Here is a 19779-nt window from a genome sequence, read left to right as displayed (position 1 = left end):
TCCTTATAATAACCGGGCAAAATTGATACCGGACAACATCATGTCGACAAGCTCCTTCAACCGACGCTGGGCTGCGGTCATTCTTGAGACGCTGACGCGCCACGGCGTGCGTCACATCTGCATCGCTCCCGGCTCACGCTCCACGCCGTTGACGCTGGCGGCGGCGGAAAACCGCGCTTTTATCGCCCATACCCATTTTGACGAGCGCGGCCTTGGCCACCTGGCGCTGGGGCTGGCGAAGGGGAGCGGCGAGCCGGTAGCGGTGATTGTGACGTCCGGCACCGCCGTGGCGAACCTTTATCCGGCCATCATCGAAGCCGGGCTTACCGGTGAAAAACTCATTATGCTGACGGCCGACAGGCCGCCGGAGCTTATCGACTGCGGCGCGAATCAGGCTATCCGCCAGCAGGATATCTTTGCCTCTCACCCTGGCGTTTCTGTCGCGTTGCCCCGTCCCACGGCCGATATTCCCGCCCGCTGGCTCGTTTCTACGCTTGATGACGCGATGAGCGGCGTGAAAGCGGGCGCGGTGCATATTAATTGCCCGTTTGCCGAGCCGCTTTACGGCGAGCTGGATGACTCGGGGCTGGCCTGGCAGCAGGCGCTGGGAGAATGGTGGCAGAGCGACCAGCCCTGGCTGCGGGTGAGCGAGGGGCAGGCGTGCCTCAAACAGCGCGACTGGTTTTTCTGGCGGCAGAAGCGGGGCGTGGTTATTGCGGGCAGGCTCTCGGCCAGCGAAGGCGAACTGGTCGCCGCCTGGGCGAAAACGCTCGGCTGGCCGCTGATTGGCGACGTGCTGTCGCAGACGGGACAGCCGCTGCCTTGCGCGGACTTATGGCTGGGCAATCCCCGGGCGACCGAACTGCTGTCGCAGGCGCAGCTGGTTATCCAGTTTGGCGCAAGCCTTACCGGTAAACGGCTGCTGCAGTGGCAGGCGGCCTGCACGCCGGATGAGTACTGGCTGGTGGACTCGCTACCCGGGCGACTTGACCCGGCGCACCACCGCGGCCGCAGGCTGACGGCCAATATCAGCGACTGGCTTGAGCTTCACGCCGCGCAGAAACGCGCCCCCTGGGCTATGGCGCTTAAGGCGATAGCGCAACAAGCCAGTCAGAGTGTCGCGCAGGCGACGCACGCCTTCGGCGAAGCGCAGCTGGCGCACCGGATAGCGGAGCTGCTGCCGCAGGCGGGCCAGCTTTTTGTCGGCAATAGCCTGGTGGTGCGGCTGGTGGACGCGTTTGCACAGCTTCCGGCGGGCTATCCGGTCTTCAGCAACCGTGGCGCGAGCGGCATCGACGGCCTCATTTCCACCGCCGCCGGGGTTCAGCGCGCCACCGCGCGCCCGACGCTTGCCATACTCGGCGATCTTTCGGCGCTATACGATCTCAACTCCCTTGCCCTGTTGCGTGAGGCTTCTGCGCCTGTCGTCCTTATTGTCGTTAACAATAACGGCGGCCAGATTTTCTCGCTGCTGCCGACGCCCGCCGCCGAGCGTGAAAAATATTACTGCATGCCGCAAAACGTCACCTTCGGGCATGCCGCGGCGATGTTCGGGCTTCATTATGCCCGGCCTGAAAGCTGGCAGGCGTTGTGCGATGCGGTGGAGGCGGGGTGGCGCACGCCCGGCGCGACGGTGGTTGAACTTATCGTGTCGCCCACCGAAGGGGCGCAAATGCTGCAGCGGCTGGTTGCGCAGGTAAGCCAGGCATGAAGCTTCACGCAAAAGTTAAGCGGAGCGCTTTTGCAAATCAGCCCTGGCTGGTCTGGTTGCACGGTTTTTTGGGGAGCCATGAAGAGTGGCTGCCTGTAGCGACCCTACTGCCGCACTGGTCGCATCTTTTTATCGATCTTCCCGGACACGGCGAGTCGTCGCGCATAGCGGCGCAGGATAGCCAGCAGGTGAGCGAATGGCTCGCTGAAACCATAAGTAGTTACAACATCCTAAAATACTGGCTGGCAGGCTATTCGCTTGGCGGGCGAATAGCAATGCAGTACGCCTGCCAGCCACAGATAAGCGGGTTACTGGGCGTGATTGTCGAAGGCGGTCATCCCGGCCTGGCAAGCGCCGCTGAGCGGGAAGCGAGGCGCGAAGCGGATGGCCGCTGGGCGCAGCGTTTACGCGAGCAGCCGCTCTCTCTGGTGCTGGACGCCTGGTATCGCCAGCCGGTTTTCGCCTCGCTCACCGAAGCACAGCGCGCCGCGTTAGTGGCGCTGCGCAGCCGCAATAATCCGCAGGCGCTTGCCGCCATGCTGGAGGCAACGTCGCTTGGCCGCCAGCCCGATCTGCGGGCGTCGCTGGCGCAGCTCAGCCTGCCGTTTCATTACCTGTACGGTGAAAAAGATAACAAATTCGGCGCGCTTGCGACGCAACTTGCCGCGTCGCGCCACCCCATTGCCGCAGCCGGCCACAACGCCCACCGGGAAAATCCGCAAGCGGTGGCGAACTGCATCACTGACATTTTGCTGCAACATGCTAAGGAAGAACCATGATTTACCCTGATGAACAGCGGCTCTATGCGCCGGTTGAATGGCGGGATTGCTCAGAAGGCTACCGCGACATTCGTTACCACAAATCCATCGACGGCATCGCGAAAATCACCATTAATCGCCCTGAAGTACGCAACGCGTTTCGCCCGCTCACCGTTAAAGAGATGCTGCAGGCGCTGGCGGACGCCCGCTATGACGATAATATCGGCGTCATTGTTCTCACCGGCGAAGGGGAAAAAGCGTTCTGCGCGGGCGGCGACCAGAAGGTGCGCGGCGACTACGGCGGCTATCAGGATGATTCCGGCGTGCATCACCTCAACGTGCTCGACTTTCAGCGCCAGATCCGCACCTGCCCGAAGCCAGTGGTGGCGATGGTGGCGGGCTATTCCATCGGCGGCGGTCACGTATTGCATATGATGTGCGACCTGACCATTGCGGCGGAAAACGCCATCTTCGGCCAGACCGGACCTAAAGTCGGCTCCTTTGACGGCGGCTGGGGCGCTTCCTATATGGCGCGCATCGTTGGGCAGAAAAAAGCGCGGGAAATCTGGTTCCTTTGCCGTCAGTACGACGCGCGGCAGGCGCTGGATATGGGGCTTGTGAATACGGTAGTGCCGCTGGCGGAGCTGGAAAAAGAGACGGTGCGCTGGTGTCGTGAAATGCTGCAAAACAGCCCGATGGCGCTGCGCTGCCTGAAAGCGGCGCTCAACGCCGACTGCGACGGCCAGGCGGGCCTGCAGGAACTGGCGGGCAACGCCACCATGCTGTTCTACATGACCGAAGAAGGCCAGGAAGGGCGCAACGCGTTCAACGAGAAGCGCCAGCCGGACTTCAGCAAGTTTAAGCGTAACCCGTAATGCGACGCGCTCAGGTTTACCGCTATTCGCTGCCGATGGACGCAGGCGTAGTGCTGCGCGAACGGCGGCTGAAATGTCGCGAAGGGCTGCTGGTTCGCCTTGGCGAAGGCGAGCGCGAAGGGTGGGGCGAGGTGGCGCCGCTGCCAGGCTTCAGCCTGGAGACGCTGGAAGAGGCGCAGGCGGCAACCGTTGCCTGGGCTGAAGCCTGGCGCAGCGGTCAGGCGGTTTCGCTGCCCGGTCTGCCAGCCGCCGATTTCGGCGTAAGCTGCGCGCTGGCGGAGCTTGACGGCGACCTGCCGCTGGCGGCGGATTTCCGCGCTGCGCCCTTGTGTAGCGGCGACCCGGACGAACTCTTCGCCACGCTTTCCGCGATGCCGGGCGAGAAAATCGCCAAGGTAAAAGTCGGGCTTTATGAAGCGGTGCGCGACGGCATGGTAGTGAACCTGCTGCTGGAGGCGTTGCCCGACCTGCGTCTGCGCCTTGACGCCAACCGCAGTTGGACGCCGCTTAAGGCCCGACAGTTCGCAAAATATGTCAACCCGGCGAACCGCCCCCGCATTGCGTTTATCGAAGAACCCTGCCAGCGCCGCGAGCAGTCGCGCGAGTTCGCCCGCGAAACGGGCATTGCCATCGCCTGGGACGAAAGCCTGCGGGAAGCGGATTTTACTTTTGACGCCGAACCCGGCCTGCGCGCGGTGGTTATCAAACCCACGCTGACCGGAAGCCTCGATAAAGTGCGCGAGCAAATCGCTCAGGCGCATGCGCTGGGGCTTGAGGCGGTGATCAGCTCTTCTATTGAATCGAGTCTCGGGTTAACGCAGCTGGCGCGCCTGGCCGGCTGGCTCACGCCGATGACCGTACCGGGGCTGGATACGCTCTCTTTAATGCAGGCGCAACTGGTGCGCGAATGGCCGGGCAGCGCGCTGCCTTGCTGGCCGGTGGAAAATCTGGAGCCGCTGGTATGATCTTCACCACATGGCCGTGGCGCCACTGGCGAGCAGAGCGCGGGGAAGCGATAGCCCTGCGCACAGCCCAGGAGCGCTTTACCTGGCGTCAATTAGGCGAGCGTGTCGACGCGCTGGCGGCGGGCTTTCATCAGCAAGGCGTCAGAGAAGGCGCGGGCGTAGCATTGTGCGCTAAAAACAGTCCGCAAGCGCTCTTCGCCTGGCTTGCGCTGTTGCAGTGCGGCGTGCGGGTCTTGCCGCTTAACCCGCAACTCCCCGCGCCTATGCTCGCGCAACTGTTGCCTGCGCTCTCTCTGGACTACGCGCTGGTTTGCGGCGACGCTTCGCCGCCGCCGGGCCTGCCGCTGCTTGCCATGCGCGAAGAGGCTGCCGCTGCGCATGCGGTTGGCTGGCAGGCTGAACGCTTTGCGTCCATGACGCTCACTTCCGGCTCGACAGGCTTGCCGAAGGCGGCGGTGCATAGCGCCGGTGCGCACCTTGCCAGCGCCGCCGGGGTGCTGGGTGAAATTCCCTTTGCCAGCGGCGACTGCTGGCTGCTCTCTCTGCCGCTCTACCATGTCTCCGGGCAGGGCATTTTCTGGCGCTGGCTGCTGGCGGGGGCGAGCCTTGCGACGCGCGAATCGCAACCGCTGGCGCAGGCGCTGGCGGGCTGTACCCACGCTTCGCTGGTGCCTACTCAGCTATGGCGGCTGCTGGAAGAAAATCGCGCCATTACCTCTCTTAAAGCGGTGCTGCTGGGCGGCGCGGCGATTCCGGTGGCGTTAACCGAAGCGGCGCATAAGCGCGGCATCGCCTGCTGGTGCGGCTACGGCCTGACCGAATTCGCTTCTACCGTCTGCGCGAAAAAAGCGGACGGGCAGAGCGACGTCGGTTTTGTTCTGGCAGGACGGGAAGTGAAAATCGTCAACAACGAGATTTGGCTGCGCGGCGCGAGCATGGCGGCGGGGTACTGGCGCGAAGGCGGCGTACAGCCGCTGACAAATCGCGAAGGGTGGTTCGCCACCCGCGATCGCGGCGCCTGGTTTGGTGAAAGGCTGCGCGTGCTGGGGCGTCTGGATAATCTCTTTTTCAGCGGCGGCGAAGGCATTCAGCCGGAAGAGGTTGAGCGGGTCATCGCCGCGCATCCACAGGTGCGGCAGGCATTCGTGGTGCCGCTGGAAGATAAAGAGTTTGGCCACCGCCCGGTGGCGGTGGTGGAGTGCGACGAAGGGGCGCCGCCAGAGGCGCTGGCCTCGTGGGTGCGCGATAAACTGGCGCGCTTTCAGCAGCCGGTGCGCTGGCTCACGCTGCCTGAGAGCATAAAAAACGGCGGGATTAAAATCTCCCGCCGTCAGCTTTCAGAATGGGTGGTTAACGAGCTCTCCCCCAGCCATTAATGGAGGAGGTCAGCGCGCTTAGCGCTTCGCTTTCAGCGCCGCCAGCGCGGCCGCCACGCCCGCGCCATATTCCGGGTGAACTTCGCTGAAAATGCCTATCTGGCGCTCCTGAATAAACGCCGGCACGCTCTGGATATCATCCGCGATGCGGTTGTACATGCGCTGACGCTCTTCCTCGCCGATGAGGTTGAACAGCGCGCGCGGCTGGGTGAAGTAATCGGTATCTTCACGGTGGTTCCAGTGATCCGCCGCGCCTTCAATGCTCAGCGGCGGCTCGCTGTAGTCCGGCTGCTCCTGGAATACGCCAAAGCTGTTCGGCTCGTAGGTCGGGCCGTTGCCGCTGTTGCCGTCCACGCGCATCGCGCCGTCGCGATGGTAGTTGTGGAACGGGCAGCGCGGCTTGTTCACCGGGATCTGATGATGGTTTACCCCAAGGCGATAACGGTGCGCATCGCCATAGGAGAAGAGACGTCCCTGCAGCATGCGGTCCGGTGAAAAGCCGATGCCCGGCACAACGTTCGCCGGCGACATGGCGACCTGCTCCACTTCCGCAAAGTAGTTGTCCGGATTGCGGTTCAGCTCCAGCACGCCCACTTCAATCAGCGGATAGTCGGCGTGCGGCCAGACTTTCGTCAGGTCGAACGGGTTATACGGCGTCTGCGAAGCTTCCGCTTCCGGCATAATCTGCACGTAAAACTTCCAGCGCGGGAAATCGCCTTTTTCGATGGACTCGAACAGGTCGCGCTGGGCGCTTTCGCGGTCTTCGGCAATCAGGCGCTTCGCGTCGTCGTCCATCAGGTTATGAATGCCTTGTTCGGAACGCAGGTGGAATTTGACCCAGAAACGTTCGTTATTGGCGTTGATAAAGCTAAAGGTGTGGCTGCCGAAGCCGTGCATTTCCCGGTACGAGCGCGGCAGGCCGCGGTCGGAGAAATCGATAGTCAGCTGGTGCACTGTTTCCGGCTGCAGCGAAAAAAAGTCCCATTTGTAGGTCGGATTGCGCAGGTTGGTGCGCGGGTCGCGCTTCACCACGTGGTTGAGATCCGGGAATTTCAGCGGATCGCGCAGGTAGAAGACCGGGGTGTTGTTGCCCACCAGATCCCAGTTCCCCTCTTCGGTGTAAAACTTAATGGAAAAGCCGCGAATATCGCGCTCGGCGTCGGCCGCGCCGCGTTCGCCCGCCACCGTCGAGAAGCGGATAAACAGATCCGTTTTCTTGCCGATCTGCGAGAAGATTTTCGCGCGGGTGAAATCGCTAATATCCCGGGTTACGGTAAAGGTGCCATAGGCGCCGGAACCTTTCGCGTGCATGCGGCGCTCGGGGATCACTTCGCGATCAAAATGCGCCAGCTTCTCCAGGAACCAGACATCCTGCAGCAGCATCGGCCCACGACGTCCCGCCGTCATGGAGTTATTGTTATGGGCCACCGGCGCGCCTGACGCCGTGGTTAATCCTTTCTTACTCATCGTTTTTCTCCCGGAACAGGTAAGTCTTTTGATTGTAATTGTCTATTGATTGCTGAATTATCCTCGGCGATATTTTTAGATTAATCGTTGATCCCGGGCAATCTGGCTGTTCCTATTGCAGTTATCTTTGCCACCTTTCGTTAAGAAAAAAGATTCATTTTCACCTGGTTACACGTCCAGACTAATGCTAAAGCCCTGATACATTGCTTCCCCGCCGGATAGCGGTACAATGCCGCTGCTTTTTTTGGGATCCTTTTTGCTTATTTGAGATACACGGAATGAAAAAATTACTGATTGCGGGCGTGAGCGGACTGCTCTTCGTGGCTTCCCAGGCGAACGCGCTGAGCGTGGGCGGCGAAGTGGGCGAGCATTACACCAATATTACCGGCGGCTTCGGCACCGAAAGCACCGGCCTTGCGCTGAGCGGTAACTGGGCGCACAACGATGACCACGGCGATATCGCCGGTCTCGGCCTTAACTTCAATCTGCCGCTGGGGCCGTTTATGCTCTCTCCGGGCGTAAGAGGCGTTTACCTGAACCCGAAAGCGGGTAGCGAAGGTTACGCGGCGGCAGTCGGCGGCGGCGTGAAATTGCCGATCGGCCAGAGCTTCTCGCTGTTTGGCGATTACTACTACTCTCCGGATTCGCTCTCCAGCAGCATTGATGATTATCAGGAAGCGAACGTCGGCGCGCGCCTCTCTGTTCTGCGTCCGCTCAGCATCGAAGCGGGCTACCGCTACATTAACGTCAGCGGTAAAGATGGCGACCGCGACAGCAAACTGGCCGACGGCCCGTACGTCGGCGTCAGCGCAGCCTTCTGATCCTCCAGGCGCGGCGTCCGTCGCGCCTTTTATTCCCCTTTCTCCCGCCCGCTTGCGCTATAGTGAAGCGTTCCCTTTGTGTGGAGAAAATAATGCTGAAAGTAGAAATGCTCTCGACGGGCGACGAAGTGCTGCACGGTCAGATAGTCGATACCAACGCCGCATGGCTTGCGGATTACCTCTTTGAGAACGGCTTTCCCATGACCCGCCGCAACACGGTGGGCGACAAACTTGAGGCGCTGACGGCCATTTTGCAGGAGCGCAGCCAGCAGGCGGACATCGTGATTGTGAACGGCGGTCTCGGGCCGACCAGCGACGATCTCAGCGCCGAAGCCGCAGCGAAAGCGGCGGGCGTCGAGCTGGAGCTGCATGAAGAGTGGCTCGCGCATATGGAGCAGTTTTTCTCCTCCCGCGGGCGCGTGATGGCCCCGAGCAACCGCAAACAGGCGATGATCCCGGCAGGCAGCGAGATGGTGGACAATCCCGTCGGCACCGCCTGCGGTTTCGCCTTGACGCTTAACCGCGCGGTCATTTTCTTCACGCCTGGGGTGCCTTCGGAGTTTCGCCAGATGGTTCAGCAGCAGATAGTGCCGCGCCTGCGTCAGCGCTTCCCGCAAGTCGACCCGCCGGTTTGCCTGCGCCTCACGACCTTTGGCCGCTCGGAAAGCGATCTCGCGCAGAGCCTTGACTCGCTTACGCTGCCGCCGGATGTGGTGATGGGCTACCGCTCCTCTATGCCGATTATCGAACTGAAACTGACCGGCCCTGCGAAGGCGCGCGAGGCGATGGAAGCGGTATGGCCGAAGGTTCGCGAGGTGGCGGGAGAAAGCCTGATTTTCGAAGGAACGGAAGGGCTGCCAGCCCAGCTTGCCCGCCGCTTGCAGGAAAAACCGCTGCGTCTGTCGCTCAGCGAACAGTTCACTGCCGGGCTGCTGGCGCTGCAACTGCGTTCTGCGGGCGCGCCGCTGCTCGACAGCGAAGTGCTGACGGACCGCGATGAAACGCTGCAGGAAGCCGCGCAGCGGGCTGCGGCGCTGGTGCAGAAGGCGGGCAGCGAGCTGACGCTGGTGGTGGGCGCCATGCGCGACGAGCAATTAAATATTGTGCTGTGCACGCCGGTCGGACTGCATGCGGTGCGCCTTAAATTCAGCGCTAACCGCCATGAGCTGCGCACTCGTCAGGAAGTCTGCGCCATGATGGCGCTGAACATGCTGCGCCGCTGGCTCAACGACGCGCCTGTTACTTCAGAGCATGGCTGGGTGCAGGTGGTGGAAGCCTTCAGCCAGTAAAGCCTCTGGCCTACCCTCGTAAAACGCAGCGGGCGGAAGCCTGCTGCGTGACGTTGCGTTATTCTCCTCCCCGCCAGCATGCCCTCACGCATTACAGCGCTTTTCATGTTTTGCCGATCAGAATCACAAACCTAAATTTTTATGTTGCTTAGCGAGCGTATTCGACCATCAAGCGAAAATAAAAGAACATGAAAAAGGCAAAAAATCTTCGTTTGTCATAAAACTGTAACAATATGTGCGATGTTTCACAGCAATTATGACAAAGCTCCCGTATTCTCCTGCGCGAAAACAAACATAAGCGGCGCAAATGACTTCGTGTCCGCAGATCAATACCTGCCAGGAGAATGTAATGCTAAGTATTTTCAGACCCGCCGCCCATCAGGCGCGGCTTCCCGCGGATCGTGTCGATCCCGTTTATCGCCGCCTGCGCTGGCAGATCTTCATGGGGATTTTTTTTGGTTACGCAGCCTATTATCTGGTGCGCAAAAACTTCGCGCTTGCCATGCCTTACCTGGTAGAGCAGGGCTTTTCCCGCGGCGACCTCGGGTTTGCGCTTTCCGGTATTTCCATTGCTTATGGTTTTTCGAAGTTCATCATGGGTTCGGTCTCGGACCGGTCAAACCCGCGCGTTTTCCTGCCGGCCGGGCTTATTCTGGCGGCGGCGGTGATGTTGTTTATGGGCTTCGTGCCCTGGGCGACCTCCAGCATCATGGTGATGTTTGTGCTGCTGTTTCTTTGCGGCTGGTTCCAGGGAATGGGGTGGCCGCCGTGCGGGCGCACCATGGTGCACTGGTGGTCGCAGAAGGAGCGCGGCGGTATTGTTTCGGTCTGGAACTGCGCCCATAACGTGGGCGGCGGCATTCCGCCGCTGCTGTTCCTGCTCGGCATGGCCTGGTTTAACGACTGGCATGCGGCGCTCTATATGCCTGCTTTTGGCGCTATCCTGGTCGCGATTATCGCTTTTTCCTTAATGCGCGACACGCCGCAATCCTGCGGTCTGCCGCCGATTGAAGAATACAAAAACGACTACCCGGACGACTACAGCGAAAAAGATGAGCAGGAGCTGACAGCGAAGCAGATCTTCATGCAGTACGTGCTGCCGAACAAGCTGCTGTGGTATATCGCTATCGCTAACGTGTTTGTCTACCTGCTGCGCTACGGCATCCTCGACTGGTCACCGACTTACCTGAAAGAGGTGAAACACTTCGCGCTGGATAAATCTTCCTGGGCCTATTTCCTGTATGAATACGCCGGGATCCCGGGGACGCTGCTCTGCGGCTGGATGTCCGATAAAGTCTTTAAAGGCAACCGCGGGGCGACCGGCGTCTTCTTTATGACGCTGGTTACTATCGCGACTGTCGTTTACTGGATGAACCCGCCGGGCAACCCGAACGTGGATATGGCCTGCATGATAATTATCGGCTTCCTGATTTACGGCCCGGTGATGCTGATTGGCCTGCACGCGCTGGAGCTGGCGCCGAAAAAAGCGGCGGGCACGGCGGCGGGCTTTACCGGCCTCTTCGGCTACCTCGGCGGTTCGGTGGCGGCGAGCGCGATTGTCGGTTACACCGTTGATTTCTTCGGCTGGGATGGCGGCTTTATGGTGATGGTGGGCGGCAGCATTCTCGCCGTACTGCTGCTGGTGGTTGTCATGATAGGCGAGCGTAAACGCCATCAGGAATTGCAAGAAAAACGCGCTTAAGGGGCACAGATGAAGCTTAAAACAACGCTTGCGACGCTGGTGCTTTGCGCCGTGACCGGGAGCGCGGCGGCGAGTGATAAAATCGTGATTGCGCACCGCGGCGCGAGCGGCTACCTGCCGGAGCATACGTTGCCGGCTAAAGCGATGGCCTATGCCCAGGGGGCGGATTTCCTCGAACAGGATCTGGTGATGACAAAGGATGACCAGCTGGTGGTGCTGCATGACCACTATCTGGATCGCGTCACCGACGTGGCGGAACGTTTTCCCGACCGGGCGCGTAAAGACGGGCGCTATTACGCCATCGACTTTACGCTCGCGGAGATCAAATCCCTGAAATTCACCGAGGGGTTTGATCTCGAAAACGGCAAAAAGGTGCAGACCTTCCCGGGCCGTTTTCCGATGGGTAAATCGGATTTCCGCGTGCACACCTTTGAAGAGGAAATTGAGTTCGTTCAGGGGCTGAACCACGCTACCGGCAAGCGCATCGGCATCTATCCGGAGATTAAAGCCCCGTGGTTTCACCATCAGGAAGGGAAAGATATCGCGGCGAAGGTGCTTGGGGTGCTGAAGCAGTATGGCTATGTTGCAAAGCGGGATGCCGTTTACCTGCAATGCTTCGACGCGAACGAGCTTAAGCGCATTAAAACCGAGCTTGAGCCGAAGATGGGGATGGATCTGAAGCTGGTGCAGCTTATCGCGTACACCGACTGGAACGAAACCCAGCAGAAGCAGCCAGACGGCACCTGGGTTAACTACAGCTACGACTGGATGTTCAAACCTGGCGCGATGAAAGAGATTGCGAAATATGCCGACGGCATTGGCCCTGATTACCACATGCTGGTGGCGCCAGGGTCGACGAAAGGGAACGTGAAGCTCACGGCGATGGCGCAGGAAGCGCACGCCAGCCGCTTGCCTGTTCATCCTTACACTGTACGCGCCGATAAGCTTCCGGACTACGTCAGCGATGTGAATCAGCTTTATGAGGTGCTTTACCGCCAGGCCGATGTGGAAGGGGTGTTTACCGACTTCCCGGACAAAGCGGTGCAGTACCTGCACAAAAACCAATAAAAAAGGGGCTACGGCCCCTTTTGCTTTTCTGTACGAGATTACATCTCTATTTCTATGTCCCCCTGCGCTTTGCAGCAGCAGGGGAGAATTTCGCCTGGCTGAATAAACGCCAGCGGCTCGGTAAGCCAGGTGACCTGGCCTGTAACCAGCTTCGTGCGGCATGAGCCGCAGTAGCCTTCGCGGCACTGGTATTCCACCGCCACCTTGTGCGATTCGAGCGCGATAAGCAGCGAAGGATGCTCCTCGTCGCACTCAAGCTGTGAACCGGTGAGGCGAAGCGTAACGCGGCACATATCAGAGCTGGAAGCTGCTGAGATCGTCGTGGTCGATTTCAGAATCGATCTGGCCGACCAGGTAAGAGCTCACTTCCACTTCCTGCGGCGCCACCTGCACGTTATCGGAAACCAGCCAGGTGTTGATCCACGGGATCGGGTTAGAGCGGGTCTTAAACGGCAGATCCAGACCCACCGCCTGCATGCGAATGTTCGTAATGTACTCAACATACTGGCAGAGGATATCTTTGTTCAGGCCGATCATTGAGCCGCCCTGGAACAGGTATTCCGCCCACTCTTTTTCCTGCTGCGTCGCCAGCACGAACAGGTCGTAACACTCCTGTTTGCACTCTTCGGCTATCTGCGCCATCTCGGGGTCATCTTCGCCGCTGCGCATCAGGTTCAGCATATGCTGGGTGCCGGTGAGGTGCAGCGCTTCGTCGCGGGCGATCAGACGAATGATTTTGGCGTTGCCTTCCATCAGTTCGCGCTCGGCGAAAGCGAAGGAGCAGGCGAAGCTGACGTAGAAGCGAATCGCTTCCAGCGCGTTCACGCTCATCAGGCACAGATAGAGCTTCTTCTTCAGCTCGTGCAGGTTCACGGTAACGGTTTTGCCGTTCACGCTGTGAGTGCCTTCGCCCAGCAGATGCCAGTAGCTGGTCAGCTCGATCAGGTCATCATAGTAATGAGAGATGCCTTCGGCGCGCTTTAAGATCTGCTCGTTGGTGACGATATCGTCAAACACCAGCGCCGGGTCGTTCACGATGTTGCGGATGATGTGCGTATAAGAGCGCGAGTGAATAGTCTCGGAAAAGGCCCAGGTTTCAACCCAGGTTTCCAGCTCCGGAATGGAGATAAGCGGCAGCAGCGCCACGTTCGGGCTGCGGCCCTGAATGGAGTCCAGCAGCGTCTGGTACTTCAGGTTGCTCAGGAAGATATGTTTTTCATGCTCCGGCAGCGCCTGGAAATCGATGCGGTCGCGGGAGACATCCACCTCTTCCGGACGCCAGAAGAACGAAAGCTGCTTTTCGATAAGCTTTTCGAAAATTTCATATTTTTGCTGATCGTAGCGCGCTACGTTGACCGGCTGGCCGAAGAACATGGGTTCAAGAAGCTGGTCGTTTTTCGTCTGTGAAAAAGTGGTGTAGGCCATGACGTAAATCCTGTGAAACGGCTTTGTTGATAAGAGGCGATTTGAGTACGCCTCTCACCCCGGCCCTCTCCCCGCAGGGGCGAGGGGGAAAAGAGAAACCCTCTTCACCGGGAAGAGGGCTGCTTCAGGTCAACGACCTTCTTAAATCTTACAAGCGCCGCTTTCGCAGCCGTCGTCCTGAATGGACGGCGCCAGGTCATCCTGGGCATCTTCCGCACCGTCGCGGGTGTTCTGGTAGTACAGCGTTTTCACGCCGAACTTGTACGCGGTGAGCAAGTCTTTCAGGAGCTGCTGCATCGGCACCTTGCCTGACGGGAAGCGCTGCGGGTCGTAGTTGGTGTTCGCCGAAATCGACTGGTCGATGAATTTCTGCATCAGACCCACCAGTTGCAGATAGCCGTCGTTGTTCGGCATTTCCCACAGCAGTTCATACTGCTCTTTCAGGTGTTCGTAATCCGGCACCACCTGGCGCAGAATGCCGTCTTTCGACGCTTTGATGCTGATGTGGCCGCGCGGCGGTTCGATGCCGTTAGTGGCGTTGGAAATCTGCGAAGAGGTTTCCGAAGGCATCAGCGCCGACAGAGTGGAGTTGCGCAGGCCATGCGTTTTGATCGATTCGCGCAGGGTTTCCCAGTCGTAGTGCAGCGGCTCGTTAGCAATCGCATCCAGGTCTTTTTTGTAGGTGTCGATTGGCAGGATGCCTTTGCTGTAAGTGGTTTCGTTGAACCACGGGCAAGCGCCTTGTTCTTTCGCCAGCTCGTTAGACGCCTTCAGCAGGAAATACTGAATAGCCTCGAACGTTTTGTGCGTCAGGTTGTTGGCGCTGCCGTCGGAGTAACGCACGCCGTGCTTCGCCAGGTAGTAAGCGAAGTTGATAACGCCGATACCCAGCGTACGGCGACCCATCGCGCCGCGTTTTGCGGCCGGGATCGGGTAATCCTGGTAGTCGAGCAGGGCGTCAAGGGCGCGTACCGCGAGAATAGCCAGCTCTTCCAGTTCGTTCAGGTTCTCAATCGCGCCAAGGTTAAAGGCGGAGAGGGTGCAGAGCGCGATTTCGCCGTTCTCGTCGTTGACATCTTCCAGCGGTTTGGTCGGCAGCGCGATCTCCAGGCACAGGTTAGACTGGCGCACCGGCGCGACAACCGGGTCAAACGGGCTGTGGGTGTTGCAGTGGTCAACGTTCTGGATGTAGATACGGCCAGTAGAGGCGCGCTCCTGCATCATCAGCGAGAAGAGCTCGGACGCTTTGATGCGCTGCTTGCGGATGCTGTCGTCTTTTTCATATTTCACATACAGACGTTCGAACTCATCCTGGTCGGCGAAGAACGCGTCGTACAGGCCCGGTACGTCGGACGGGCTGAACAGGGTTATCTCTTCACCTTTCAGCAGACGGGTGTACATCAGCTTGTTGATCTGCACGCCGTAGTCCATGTGACGCACGCGGTTCGCTTCGGTGCCGCGGTTGTTCTTCAGCACCAACAGGCTTTCCACTTCCAGATGCCACATCGGGTAGAAGAGGGTCGCCGCGCCGCCGCGAACGCCGCCCTGGGAGCAGGATTTCACCGCGGTCTGGAAATGCTTGTAGAACGGGATGCAGCCGGTATGGAACGCTTCGCCGCCGCGAATGGGGCTGCCGAGCGCGCGAATGCGGCCGGCGTTGATGCCGATGCCCGCGCGCTGGGAAACATATTTCACAATCGCGCTGGAGGTGGCGTTGATGGAGTCCAGGCTGTCGCCGCACTCAATAAGCACGCAGGAGCTGAACTGACGGGTCGGGGTGCGCACGCCGGACATGATCGGCGTCGGCAGCGAAATTTTAAAGGTGGAAACCGCGTCGTAGAAGCGTTTCACGTAATCCAGACGGGTTTCACGCGGGTAGCCGGAGAAGAGGCAGGCCGCAACCAGGATGTAGAGGAACTGCGCGCTCTCGTAAATTTCGCCGGTTACACGGTTCTGAACCAGGTATTTCCCTTCCAGCTGCTTAACAGCCGCATAGGAGAAGTTCATGTCGCGATGATGGTCGATAAAACCGTCCATCTGCTGGAACTCTTCTTCCGTGTAGTCTTCCAGCAGATGTCTGTCGTATTTGCCCAGCTCAACCATGTTGACGACATGAGCATAAAGCTTCGGCGGCTCAAACTGGCCGTAGGCTTTTTTACGCAGGTGGAAGATAGCCAGGCGCGCGGCCAGGTACTGGTAGTCCGGAGCATCGCGGGAGATAAGATCCGCCGCGGCCTTGATGATGGTTTCATGAATGTCGGAGGTTGTGATGCCATCATAGAACTGAATGTGAGAGCGCAGTTCCACCTGAGAGATGGAAACGTTGTTCAGCCCTTCAGCCGCCCAGTCGAGAACACGATGAATTTTGTCCAGATCGATGCGCTCTTTACGGCCATCACGTTTTGTCACCAGCAGACTCTGATTCATGTGAAATATACCTGTCCGTGAAATAGAAATATCCCCCGCTTATTCACAGGGCTAACTTTGTGATTAACTCTGTGGATAAATACTATATATAGGGGGTTTGAGATAAGTGAAACGCTATATGGTGAGTATTCTAGTCTGGATTCTTTTGAGAACAAGGCTTGATTTCGACGTTAATTTGCGGTTACGAAACGTTGAAATTATCTAAGTGCGCGTCTTATAAGGGCTGAAGGTCGTGTCAATATCAGAAGAAAAAAAATGAAAATATGATCGAACGCCGATTTCCTGGTCAGCCAAAAAATTGCGCAACAGAACGCTGCGCAATTTTTAATACGAAAAGCTTATATCAGGCAGGGTTTTTGGCTTCAGTATGCAACATATAATTTACATCAACTCCAGGCGCGAGCTTGAAGCGGTTGGTTATCGGGTTGTAGTGCAGCCCGATAATATGGCGTTCTTTTAATCGCTGGGTTTCGTCCACCCAACCGAGCAATTCCGCGGGCTTGATGAATTTTTTCACATCGTGCGTGCCTTTCGGCACCATGCGCAGCACATATTCCGCGCCGACTACCGCCATCAGCCAGGCTTTGCCGTTGCGGTTTAAGGTAGAGAAGAAAACGTGGCCGCCGGGTTTGACCAGCTTCGCGCACGCCTGGACTACCGAGCGCGGGTCCGGCACATGTTCAAGCATCTCCATGCAGGTCACCACGTCATAAGCGCCCGCGTTCTGGAGAGCATGCTCTTCCACCGTTTGCTGAACGTAATCCACCTGAACGCCGCTTTCCAGCGCATGCAGGCGCGCCACCTGCAGGGGCTCGAAGCCCATGTCGAGTCCGGTCACCGATGCGCCTTCGCGCGCCATGCTTTCAGCCAGAATGCCGCCGCCGCAGCCGACATCCAGCACTTTTTTGCCGAACAGGCCGCCTGAACGCTCGGCGATATAGCCAAGGCGCAAGGGATTGATGCGATGCAGCGGTTTAAACTCGCCTTCCAGATCCCACCAGCGCGACGCTACGGCTTCGAATTTGGCAATTTCTTCGTGGTCAACGTTGCGCGCAACGGGGGGTTTTTCAGCATTCATCAGCGCATTTACTCCTTTCTTCGCAAGAGCGTCGAGTATAACAGGCAAAACAGGGGAATAAAGCGCTCTGCGGGTCTATTCCGCTTACTGATAATCACCCGCTTGTGTTATAATTTCCGACCTTTGAATCCGGGACACAGTAGAGGGATAACGGTCAGATGAGCGACCTTGCCAGAGAAATTACACCGGTCAACATTGAGGAAGAGCTGAAGAGCTCCTATCTGGATTACGCGATGTCGGTTATTGTCGGCCGCGCGCTTCCGGATGTCCGAGATGGCCTCAAACCCGTTCACCGCCGCGTACTTTACGCCATGAACGTGTTGGGCAACGACTGGAACAAAGCCTACAAAAAATCCGCCCGTGTTGTCGGCGACGTAATCGGTAAATACCATCCCCACGGTGACTCCGCGGTTTACGACACAATCGTGCGTATGGCGCAGCCGTTCTCGCTGCGCTACATGCTGGTCGACGGCCAGGGCAACTTCGGCTCCATCGACGGCGACTCCGCAGCGGCGATGCGTTATACCGAAATCCGCCTGGCGAAAATCGCCCATGAACTGATGGCCGACCTTGAGAAAGAGACGGTCGATTTCGTTGATAACTACGACGGCACGGAAAAAATTCCGGAAGTCATGCCGACGAAGATCCCGAACCTGCTGGTTAACGGCTCGTCCGGCATCGCGGTCGGGATGGCGACCAACATTCCGCCGCATAACCTTACCGAAGTGATTAACGGCTGCCTCGCCTATATCGAGGACGAAGACATCAGCGTCGAAGGGCTGATGGAGTACATTCCAGGCCCAGACTTCCCGACCGCCGCGCTGATTAACGGCCGTCGCGGCATCGAAGAGGCGTACCGCACCGGTCGCGGCAAAATCTACATTCGCGCCCGCGCGGAAGTGGAAGCAGACGCGAAAACCGGCCGCGAAACCATCATCGTGCATGAAATTCCGTATCAGGTGAACAAAGCGCGCCTGATTGAGAAAATCGCCGAGCTGGTGAAAGAAAAACGCGTTGAAGGCATCAGCGCGCTGCGCGACGAGTCTGATAAAGACGGCATGCGCATCGTCATTGAGATTAAGCGCGACGCAGTGGGCGAGGTGGTGCTGAACAACCTGTACTCCCAGACCCAGCTGCAGGTCTCCTTCGGCATCAACATGGTGGCGTTGCACCATGGCCAGCCGAAGATCATGACGCTGAAAGAGATTCTGGCCGCGTTTGTCCGCCACCGTCGTGAAGTGGTAACGCGTCGCACGATTTTCGAACTGCGCAAAGCGCGCGAACGCGCCCATATCCTTGAAGGTCTGGCGGTCGCGCTGGCGAATATCGACCCGATCATCGAGCTTATCCGCCGTGCGCCGACGCCGGCGGAAGCGAAAGCGGGCCTGGTTTCCGCAGGCTGGGATCTCGGCAACGTGGCCGCCATGCTCGAGCGCGCTGGCGATGACGCCGCGCGTCCGGAGTGGCTGGAGCCGGAGTTCGGCATTCGCGATGGCAAATACTACCTGACCGAACAGCAGGCCCAGGCGATCCTCGACCTGCGTTTGCAGAAGCTGACCGGCCTTGAGCACGAAAAACTGCTCGACGAGTACAAGCAGCTGCTGGATGAAATTGCCGAACTGCTGCACATCCTCTCCAGCGCCGAACGTCTGATGGAAGTCATCCGTGAAGAGCTGGAAGCGATCCGCGACCAGTTTGGCGACGAGCGCCGCACCGAAATCACCGCGAACAGCGCCGATATCAACATTGAAGATCTGATCAACCAGGAAGATGTGGTGGTCACCCTGTCTCATCAGGGCTATGTGAAGTATCAGCCGCTTTCGGATTACGAAGCGCAGCGCCGTGGCGGGAAAGGCAAATCCGCCGCGCGTATTAAAGAAGAGGACTTTATCGATCGTCTGCTGGTGGCCAACACCCACGACACGATCCTCTGCTTCTCCAGCCGTGGCCGTCTCTACTGGATGAAGGTCTACCAGCTGCCGGAAGCGAGCCGCGGGGCGCGCGGTCGTCCTATCGTCAACCTGCTGCCGCTGGAAGCGAACGAGCGCATCACCGCCATTCTGCCGGTGCGCGAATACGAAGAAGGCGTCAGCGTCTTTATGGCGACCGCCAGCGGCACCGTGAAGAAAACAGCGCTTACTGAGTTCAGCCGTCCGCGTACTGCCGGCATCATCGCCGTCAACCTGAAAGAGGGCGACGAGCTGATTGGCGTCGACCTTACCGCGAAGGATGACGAAGTGATGCTCTTCTCGGCGCAGGGTAAAGTGGTGCGTTTCAAAGAAGACGCCGTGCGTCCGATGGGCCGTAACGCCACTGGCGTGCGCGGCATCCGTCTGGCGGACAGCGACAGCGTCGTTTCGCTTATCGTGCCGCGCGGCGAAGGGGCTATCCTCACCGCCACGCAGAACGGTTACGGCAAACGTACGCCGGTTGAAGAGTATCCGACCAAATCTCGCGCCACCAAGGGCGTTATCTCCATCAAGGTGACCGAGCGCAACGGCGCGGTGGTCGGCGCGGTGCAGGTAGACGAGTGCGACCAGATCATGATGATCACCGATGCCGGTACGCTGGTGCGCACCCGCGTTTCGGAAATCCGTGAAGTGGGCCGTAACACCCAGGGCGTTATCCTCATCCGCACGGCGGAAGAGGAGAACGTGGTGGGCCTGCAGCGCGTGGCCGAGCCGGTGGATGACGAAGAGCTCGACTCCATCGACGGCAGCGTCGCGGAAGGCGACGACGAAATCGCATCTGAAGTTGAAGACGACGATATCGACGACGCGGAAGACGACGACGCAGAGGAGTAACACCTTCATTCTG

15 protein-coding genes are annotated in these 19779 nt (G+C 58.9%); 10 read left to right on the top strand and 5 right to left on the bottom strand.

Going from position 1 to position 19779, the window contains the following annotated elements:
- Nucleotides 1-40: 40 nt before the first annotated feature.
- The 5 genes from menD to menE are packed head-to-tail and all read left to right on the top strand — an operon-like array spanning nucleotide 41 to nucleotide 5685.
- On the top strand, nucleotides 41-1711 hold the full coding sequence (gene menD, locus ACU4F7_RS15455; protein WP_481637288.1) for a 2-succinyl-5-enolpyruvyl-6-hydroxy-3-cyclohexene-1-carboxylic-acid synthase: 1671 nt from the start codon (nucleotides 41-43) through the stop codon (nucleotides 1709-1711).
- A complete protein-coding gene (menH, locus tag ACU4F7_RS15450) occupies nucleotides 1708-2490 on the top strand; it encodes a 2-succinyl-6-hydroxy-2,4-cyclohexadiene-1-carboxylate synthase (RefSeq protein ID WP_481637287.1) in 783 nt (260 codons plus the stop codon). Before menD ends, menH begins: the two co-directional genes overlap by 4 nt.
- Nucleotides 2487-3344 (top strand): 1,4-dihydroxy-2-naphthoyl-CoA synthase, encoded by an 858-nt coding sequence (gene menB, locus ACU4F7_RS15445; protein WP_029593435.1) that lies wholly within the window; start codon nucleotides 2487-2489, stop codon nucleotides 3342-3344. The genes menH and menB overlap by 4 nt, the downstream gene beginning before the upstream one ends.
- Nucleotides 3344-4309: an o-succinylbenzoate synthase gene (menC, locus tag ACU4F7_RS15440; protein ID WP_481637286.1), complete on the top strand. Its 966-nt coding sequence runs from the start codon at nucleotides 3344-3346 to the stop codon at nucleotides 4307-4309. The genes menB and menC overlap by 1 nt, the downstream gene beginning before the upstream one ends.
- Complete coding sequence (gene menE / locus ACU4F7_RS15435; protein WP_481637285.1) at nucleotides 4306-5685, top strand: o-succinylbenzoate--CoA ligase; 1380 nt, start codon at nucleotides 4306-4308, stop codon at nucleotides 5683-5685. The genes menC and menE overlap by 4 nt, the downstream gene beginning before the upstream one ends.
- A gap of 18 nt (nucleotides 5686-5703) precedes the next feature.
- Here menE and ACU4F7_RS15430 read toward each other — a convergent pair whose 3' ends face one another.
- Complete coding sequence (locus ACU4F7_RS15430) at nucleotides 5704-7152, bottom strand: catalase (RefSeq protein ID WP_029593432.1); 1449 nt, start codon at nucleotides 7150-7152, stop codon at nucleotides 5704-5706.
- Between the two features lie 278 nt (nucleotides 7153-7430).
- Here ACU4F7_RS15430 and ACU4F7_RS15425 point away from each other — a divergent pair, with 278 nt between their 5' ends.
- The 4 genes from ACU4F7_RS15425 to glpQ all read left to right on the top strand — a co-directional run bounded on the left by ACU4F7_RS15425 (nucleotide 7431) and on the right by glpQ (nucleotide 12032).
- Entirely contained in the window at nucleotides 7431-7973 is a 543-nt protein-coding gene (locus ACU4F7_RS15425) for a YfaZ family outer membrane protein (protein WP_029593431.1), read from the top strand.
- 92 nt (nucleotides 7974-8065) lie between these two features.
- Nucleotides 8066-9262: a nicotinamide mononucleotide deamidase-related protein YfaY gene (locus ACU4F7_RS15420; protein WP_481637284.1), complete on the top strand. Its 1197-nt coding sequence runs from the start codon at nucleotides 8066-8068 to the stop codon at nucleotides 9260-9262.
- A gap of 349 nt (nucleotides 9263-9611) precedes the next feature.
- Entirely contained in the window at nucleotides 9612-10964 is a 1353-nt protein-coding gene (gene glpT, locus ACU4F7_RS15415) for a glycerol-3-phosphate transporter (RefSeq protein ID WP_481637283.1), read from the top strand.
- Nucleotides 10965-10973: 9 nt separating this feature from the next.
- Entirely contained in the window at nucleotides 10974-12032 is a 1059-nt protein-coding gene (glpQ, locus tag ACU4F7_RS15410) for a glycerophosphodiester phosphodiesterase (RefSeq protein ID WP_481637282.1), read from the top strand.
- A gap of 38 nt (nucleotides 12033-12070) precedes the next feature.
- On the opposite strand, the gene yfaE is transcribed toward glpQ, so the two are convergent.
- From yfaE to ubiG, 4 genes are all read right to left on the bottom strand, one after another.
- On the bottom strand, nucleotides 12071-12325 hold the full coding sequence (yfaE, locus tag ACU4F7_RS15405; protein ID WP_024556248.1) for a class I ribonucleotide reductase maintenance protein YfaE: 255 nt from the start codon (nucleotides 12323-12325) through the stop codon (nucleotides 12071-12073).
- A gap of 1 nt (nucleotide 12326) precedes the next feature.
- Nucleotides 12327-13457, bottom strand: coding sequence for a class Ia ribonucleoside-diphosphate reductase subunit beta (gene nrdB / locus ACU4F7_RS15400; RefSeq protein WP_481637281.1), 1131 nt, complete (start codon nucleotides 13455-13457; stop codon nucleotides 12327-12329).
- Nucleotides 13458-13598: 141 nt separating this feature from the next.
- Entirely contained in the window at nucleotides 13599-15884 is a 2286-nt protein-coding gene (gene nrdA, locus ACU4F7_RS15395; RefSeq protein WP_024556250.1) for a class 1a ribonucleoside-diphosphate reductase subunit alpha, read from the bottom strand.
- A 343-nt stretch (nucleotides 15885-16227) separates the two neighbouring features.
- Complete coding sequence (ubiG, locus tag ACU4F7_RS15390) at nucleotides 16228-16962, bottom strand: bifunctional 2-polyprenyl-6-hydroxyphenol methylase/3-demethylubiquinol 3-O-methyltransferase UbiG (RefSeq protein ID WP_029593428.1); 735 nt, start codon at nucleotides 16960-16962, stop codon at nucleotides 16228-16230.
- Between the two features lie 158 nt (nucleotides 16963-17120).
- On the opposite strand from ubiG, the gene gyrA reads away from it, so the two are divergent.
- Entirely contained in the window at nucleotides 17121-19766 is a 2646-nt protein-coding gene (gyrA, locus tag ACU4F7_RS15385) for a DNA topoisomerase (ATP-hydrolyzing) subunit A (protein ID WP_029593427.1), read from the top strand.
- Nucleotides 19767-19779 lie beyond the last annotated feature (13 nt).

The organism is Franconibacter pulveris (genome assembly GCF_056780215.1).
The sequence above is the reverse complement of the archived record's forward strand: the minus strand, read 5'-3'. Positions and strand labels throughout refer to the sequence as shown.

Excerpts from the sequence above, each read along its gene's own strand:
- menD (WP_481637288.1), top strand. The coding sequence starts at position 41 with ATGTCGACAAGCTCCTTCAACCGACGCTGGGCTGCGGTCATTCTTGAG.
- menH (WP_481637287.1), top strand. The coding sequence starts at position 1,708 with ATGAAGCTTCACGCAAAAGTTAAGCGGAGCGCTTTTGCAAATCAGCCC.
- menB (WP_029593435.1), top strand. The coding sequence starts at position 2,487 with ATGATTTACCCTGATGAACAGCGGCTCTATGCGCCGGTTGAATGGCGG.
- menC (WP_481637286.1), top strand. The coding sequence starts at position 3,344 with ATGCGACGCGCTCAGGTTTACCGCTATTCGCTGCCGATGGACGCAGGC.
- menE (WP_481637285.1), top strand. The coding sequence starts at position 4,306 with ATGATCTTCACCACATGGCCGTGGCGCCACTGGCGAGCAGAGCGCGGG.
- ACU4F7_RS15430 (WP_029593432.1), bottom strand. The coding sequence starts at position 7,152 with ATGAGTAAGAAAGGATTAACCACGGCGTCAGGCGCGCCGGTGGCCCAT.
- ACU4F7_RS15425 (WP_029593431.1), top strand. The coding sequence starts at position 7,431 with ATGAAAAAATTACTGATTGCGGGCGTGAGCGGACTGCTCTTCGTGGCT.
- ACU4F7_RS15420 (WP_481637284.1), top strand. The coding sequence starts at position 8,066 with ATGCTGAAAGTAGAAATGCTCTCGACGGGCGACGAAGTGCTGCACGGT.
- glpT (WP_481637283.1), top strand. The coding sequence starts at position 9,612 with ATGCTAAGTATTTTCAGACCCGCCGCCCATCAGGCGCGGCTTCCCGCG.
- glpQ (WP_481637282.1), top strand. The coding sequence starts at position 10,974 with ATGAAGCTTAAAACAACGCTTGCGACGCTGGTGCTTTGCGCCGTGACC.
- yfaE (WP_024556248.1), bottom strand. The coding sequence starts at position 12,325 with ATGTGCCGCGTTACGCTTCGCCTCACCGGTTCACAGCTTGAGTGCGAC.
- nrdB (WP_481637281.1), bottom strand. The coding sequence starts at position 13,457 with ATGGCCTACACCACTTTTTCACAGACGAAAAACGACCAGCTTCTTGAA.
- nrdA (WP_024556250.1), bottom strand. The coding sequence starts at position 15,884 with ATGAATCAGAGTCTGCTGGTGACAAAACGTGATGGCCGTAAAGAGCGC.
- ubiG (WP_029593428.1), bottom strand. The coding sequence starts at position 16,962 with ATGAATGCTGAAAAACCCCCCGTTGCGCGCAACGTTGACCACGAAGAA.
- gyrA (WP_029593427.1), top strand. The coding sequence starts at position 17,121 with ATGAGCGACCTTGCCAGAGAAATTACACCGGTCAACATTGAGGAAGAG.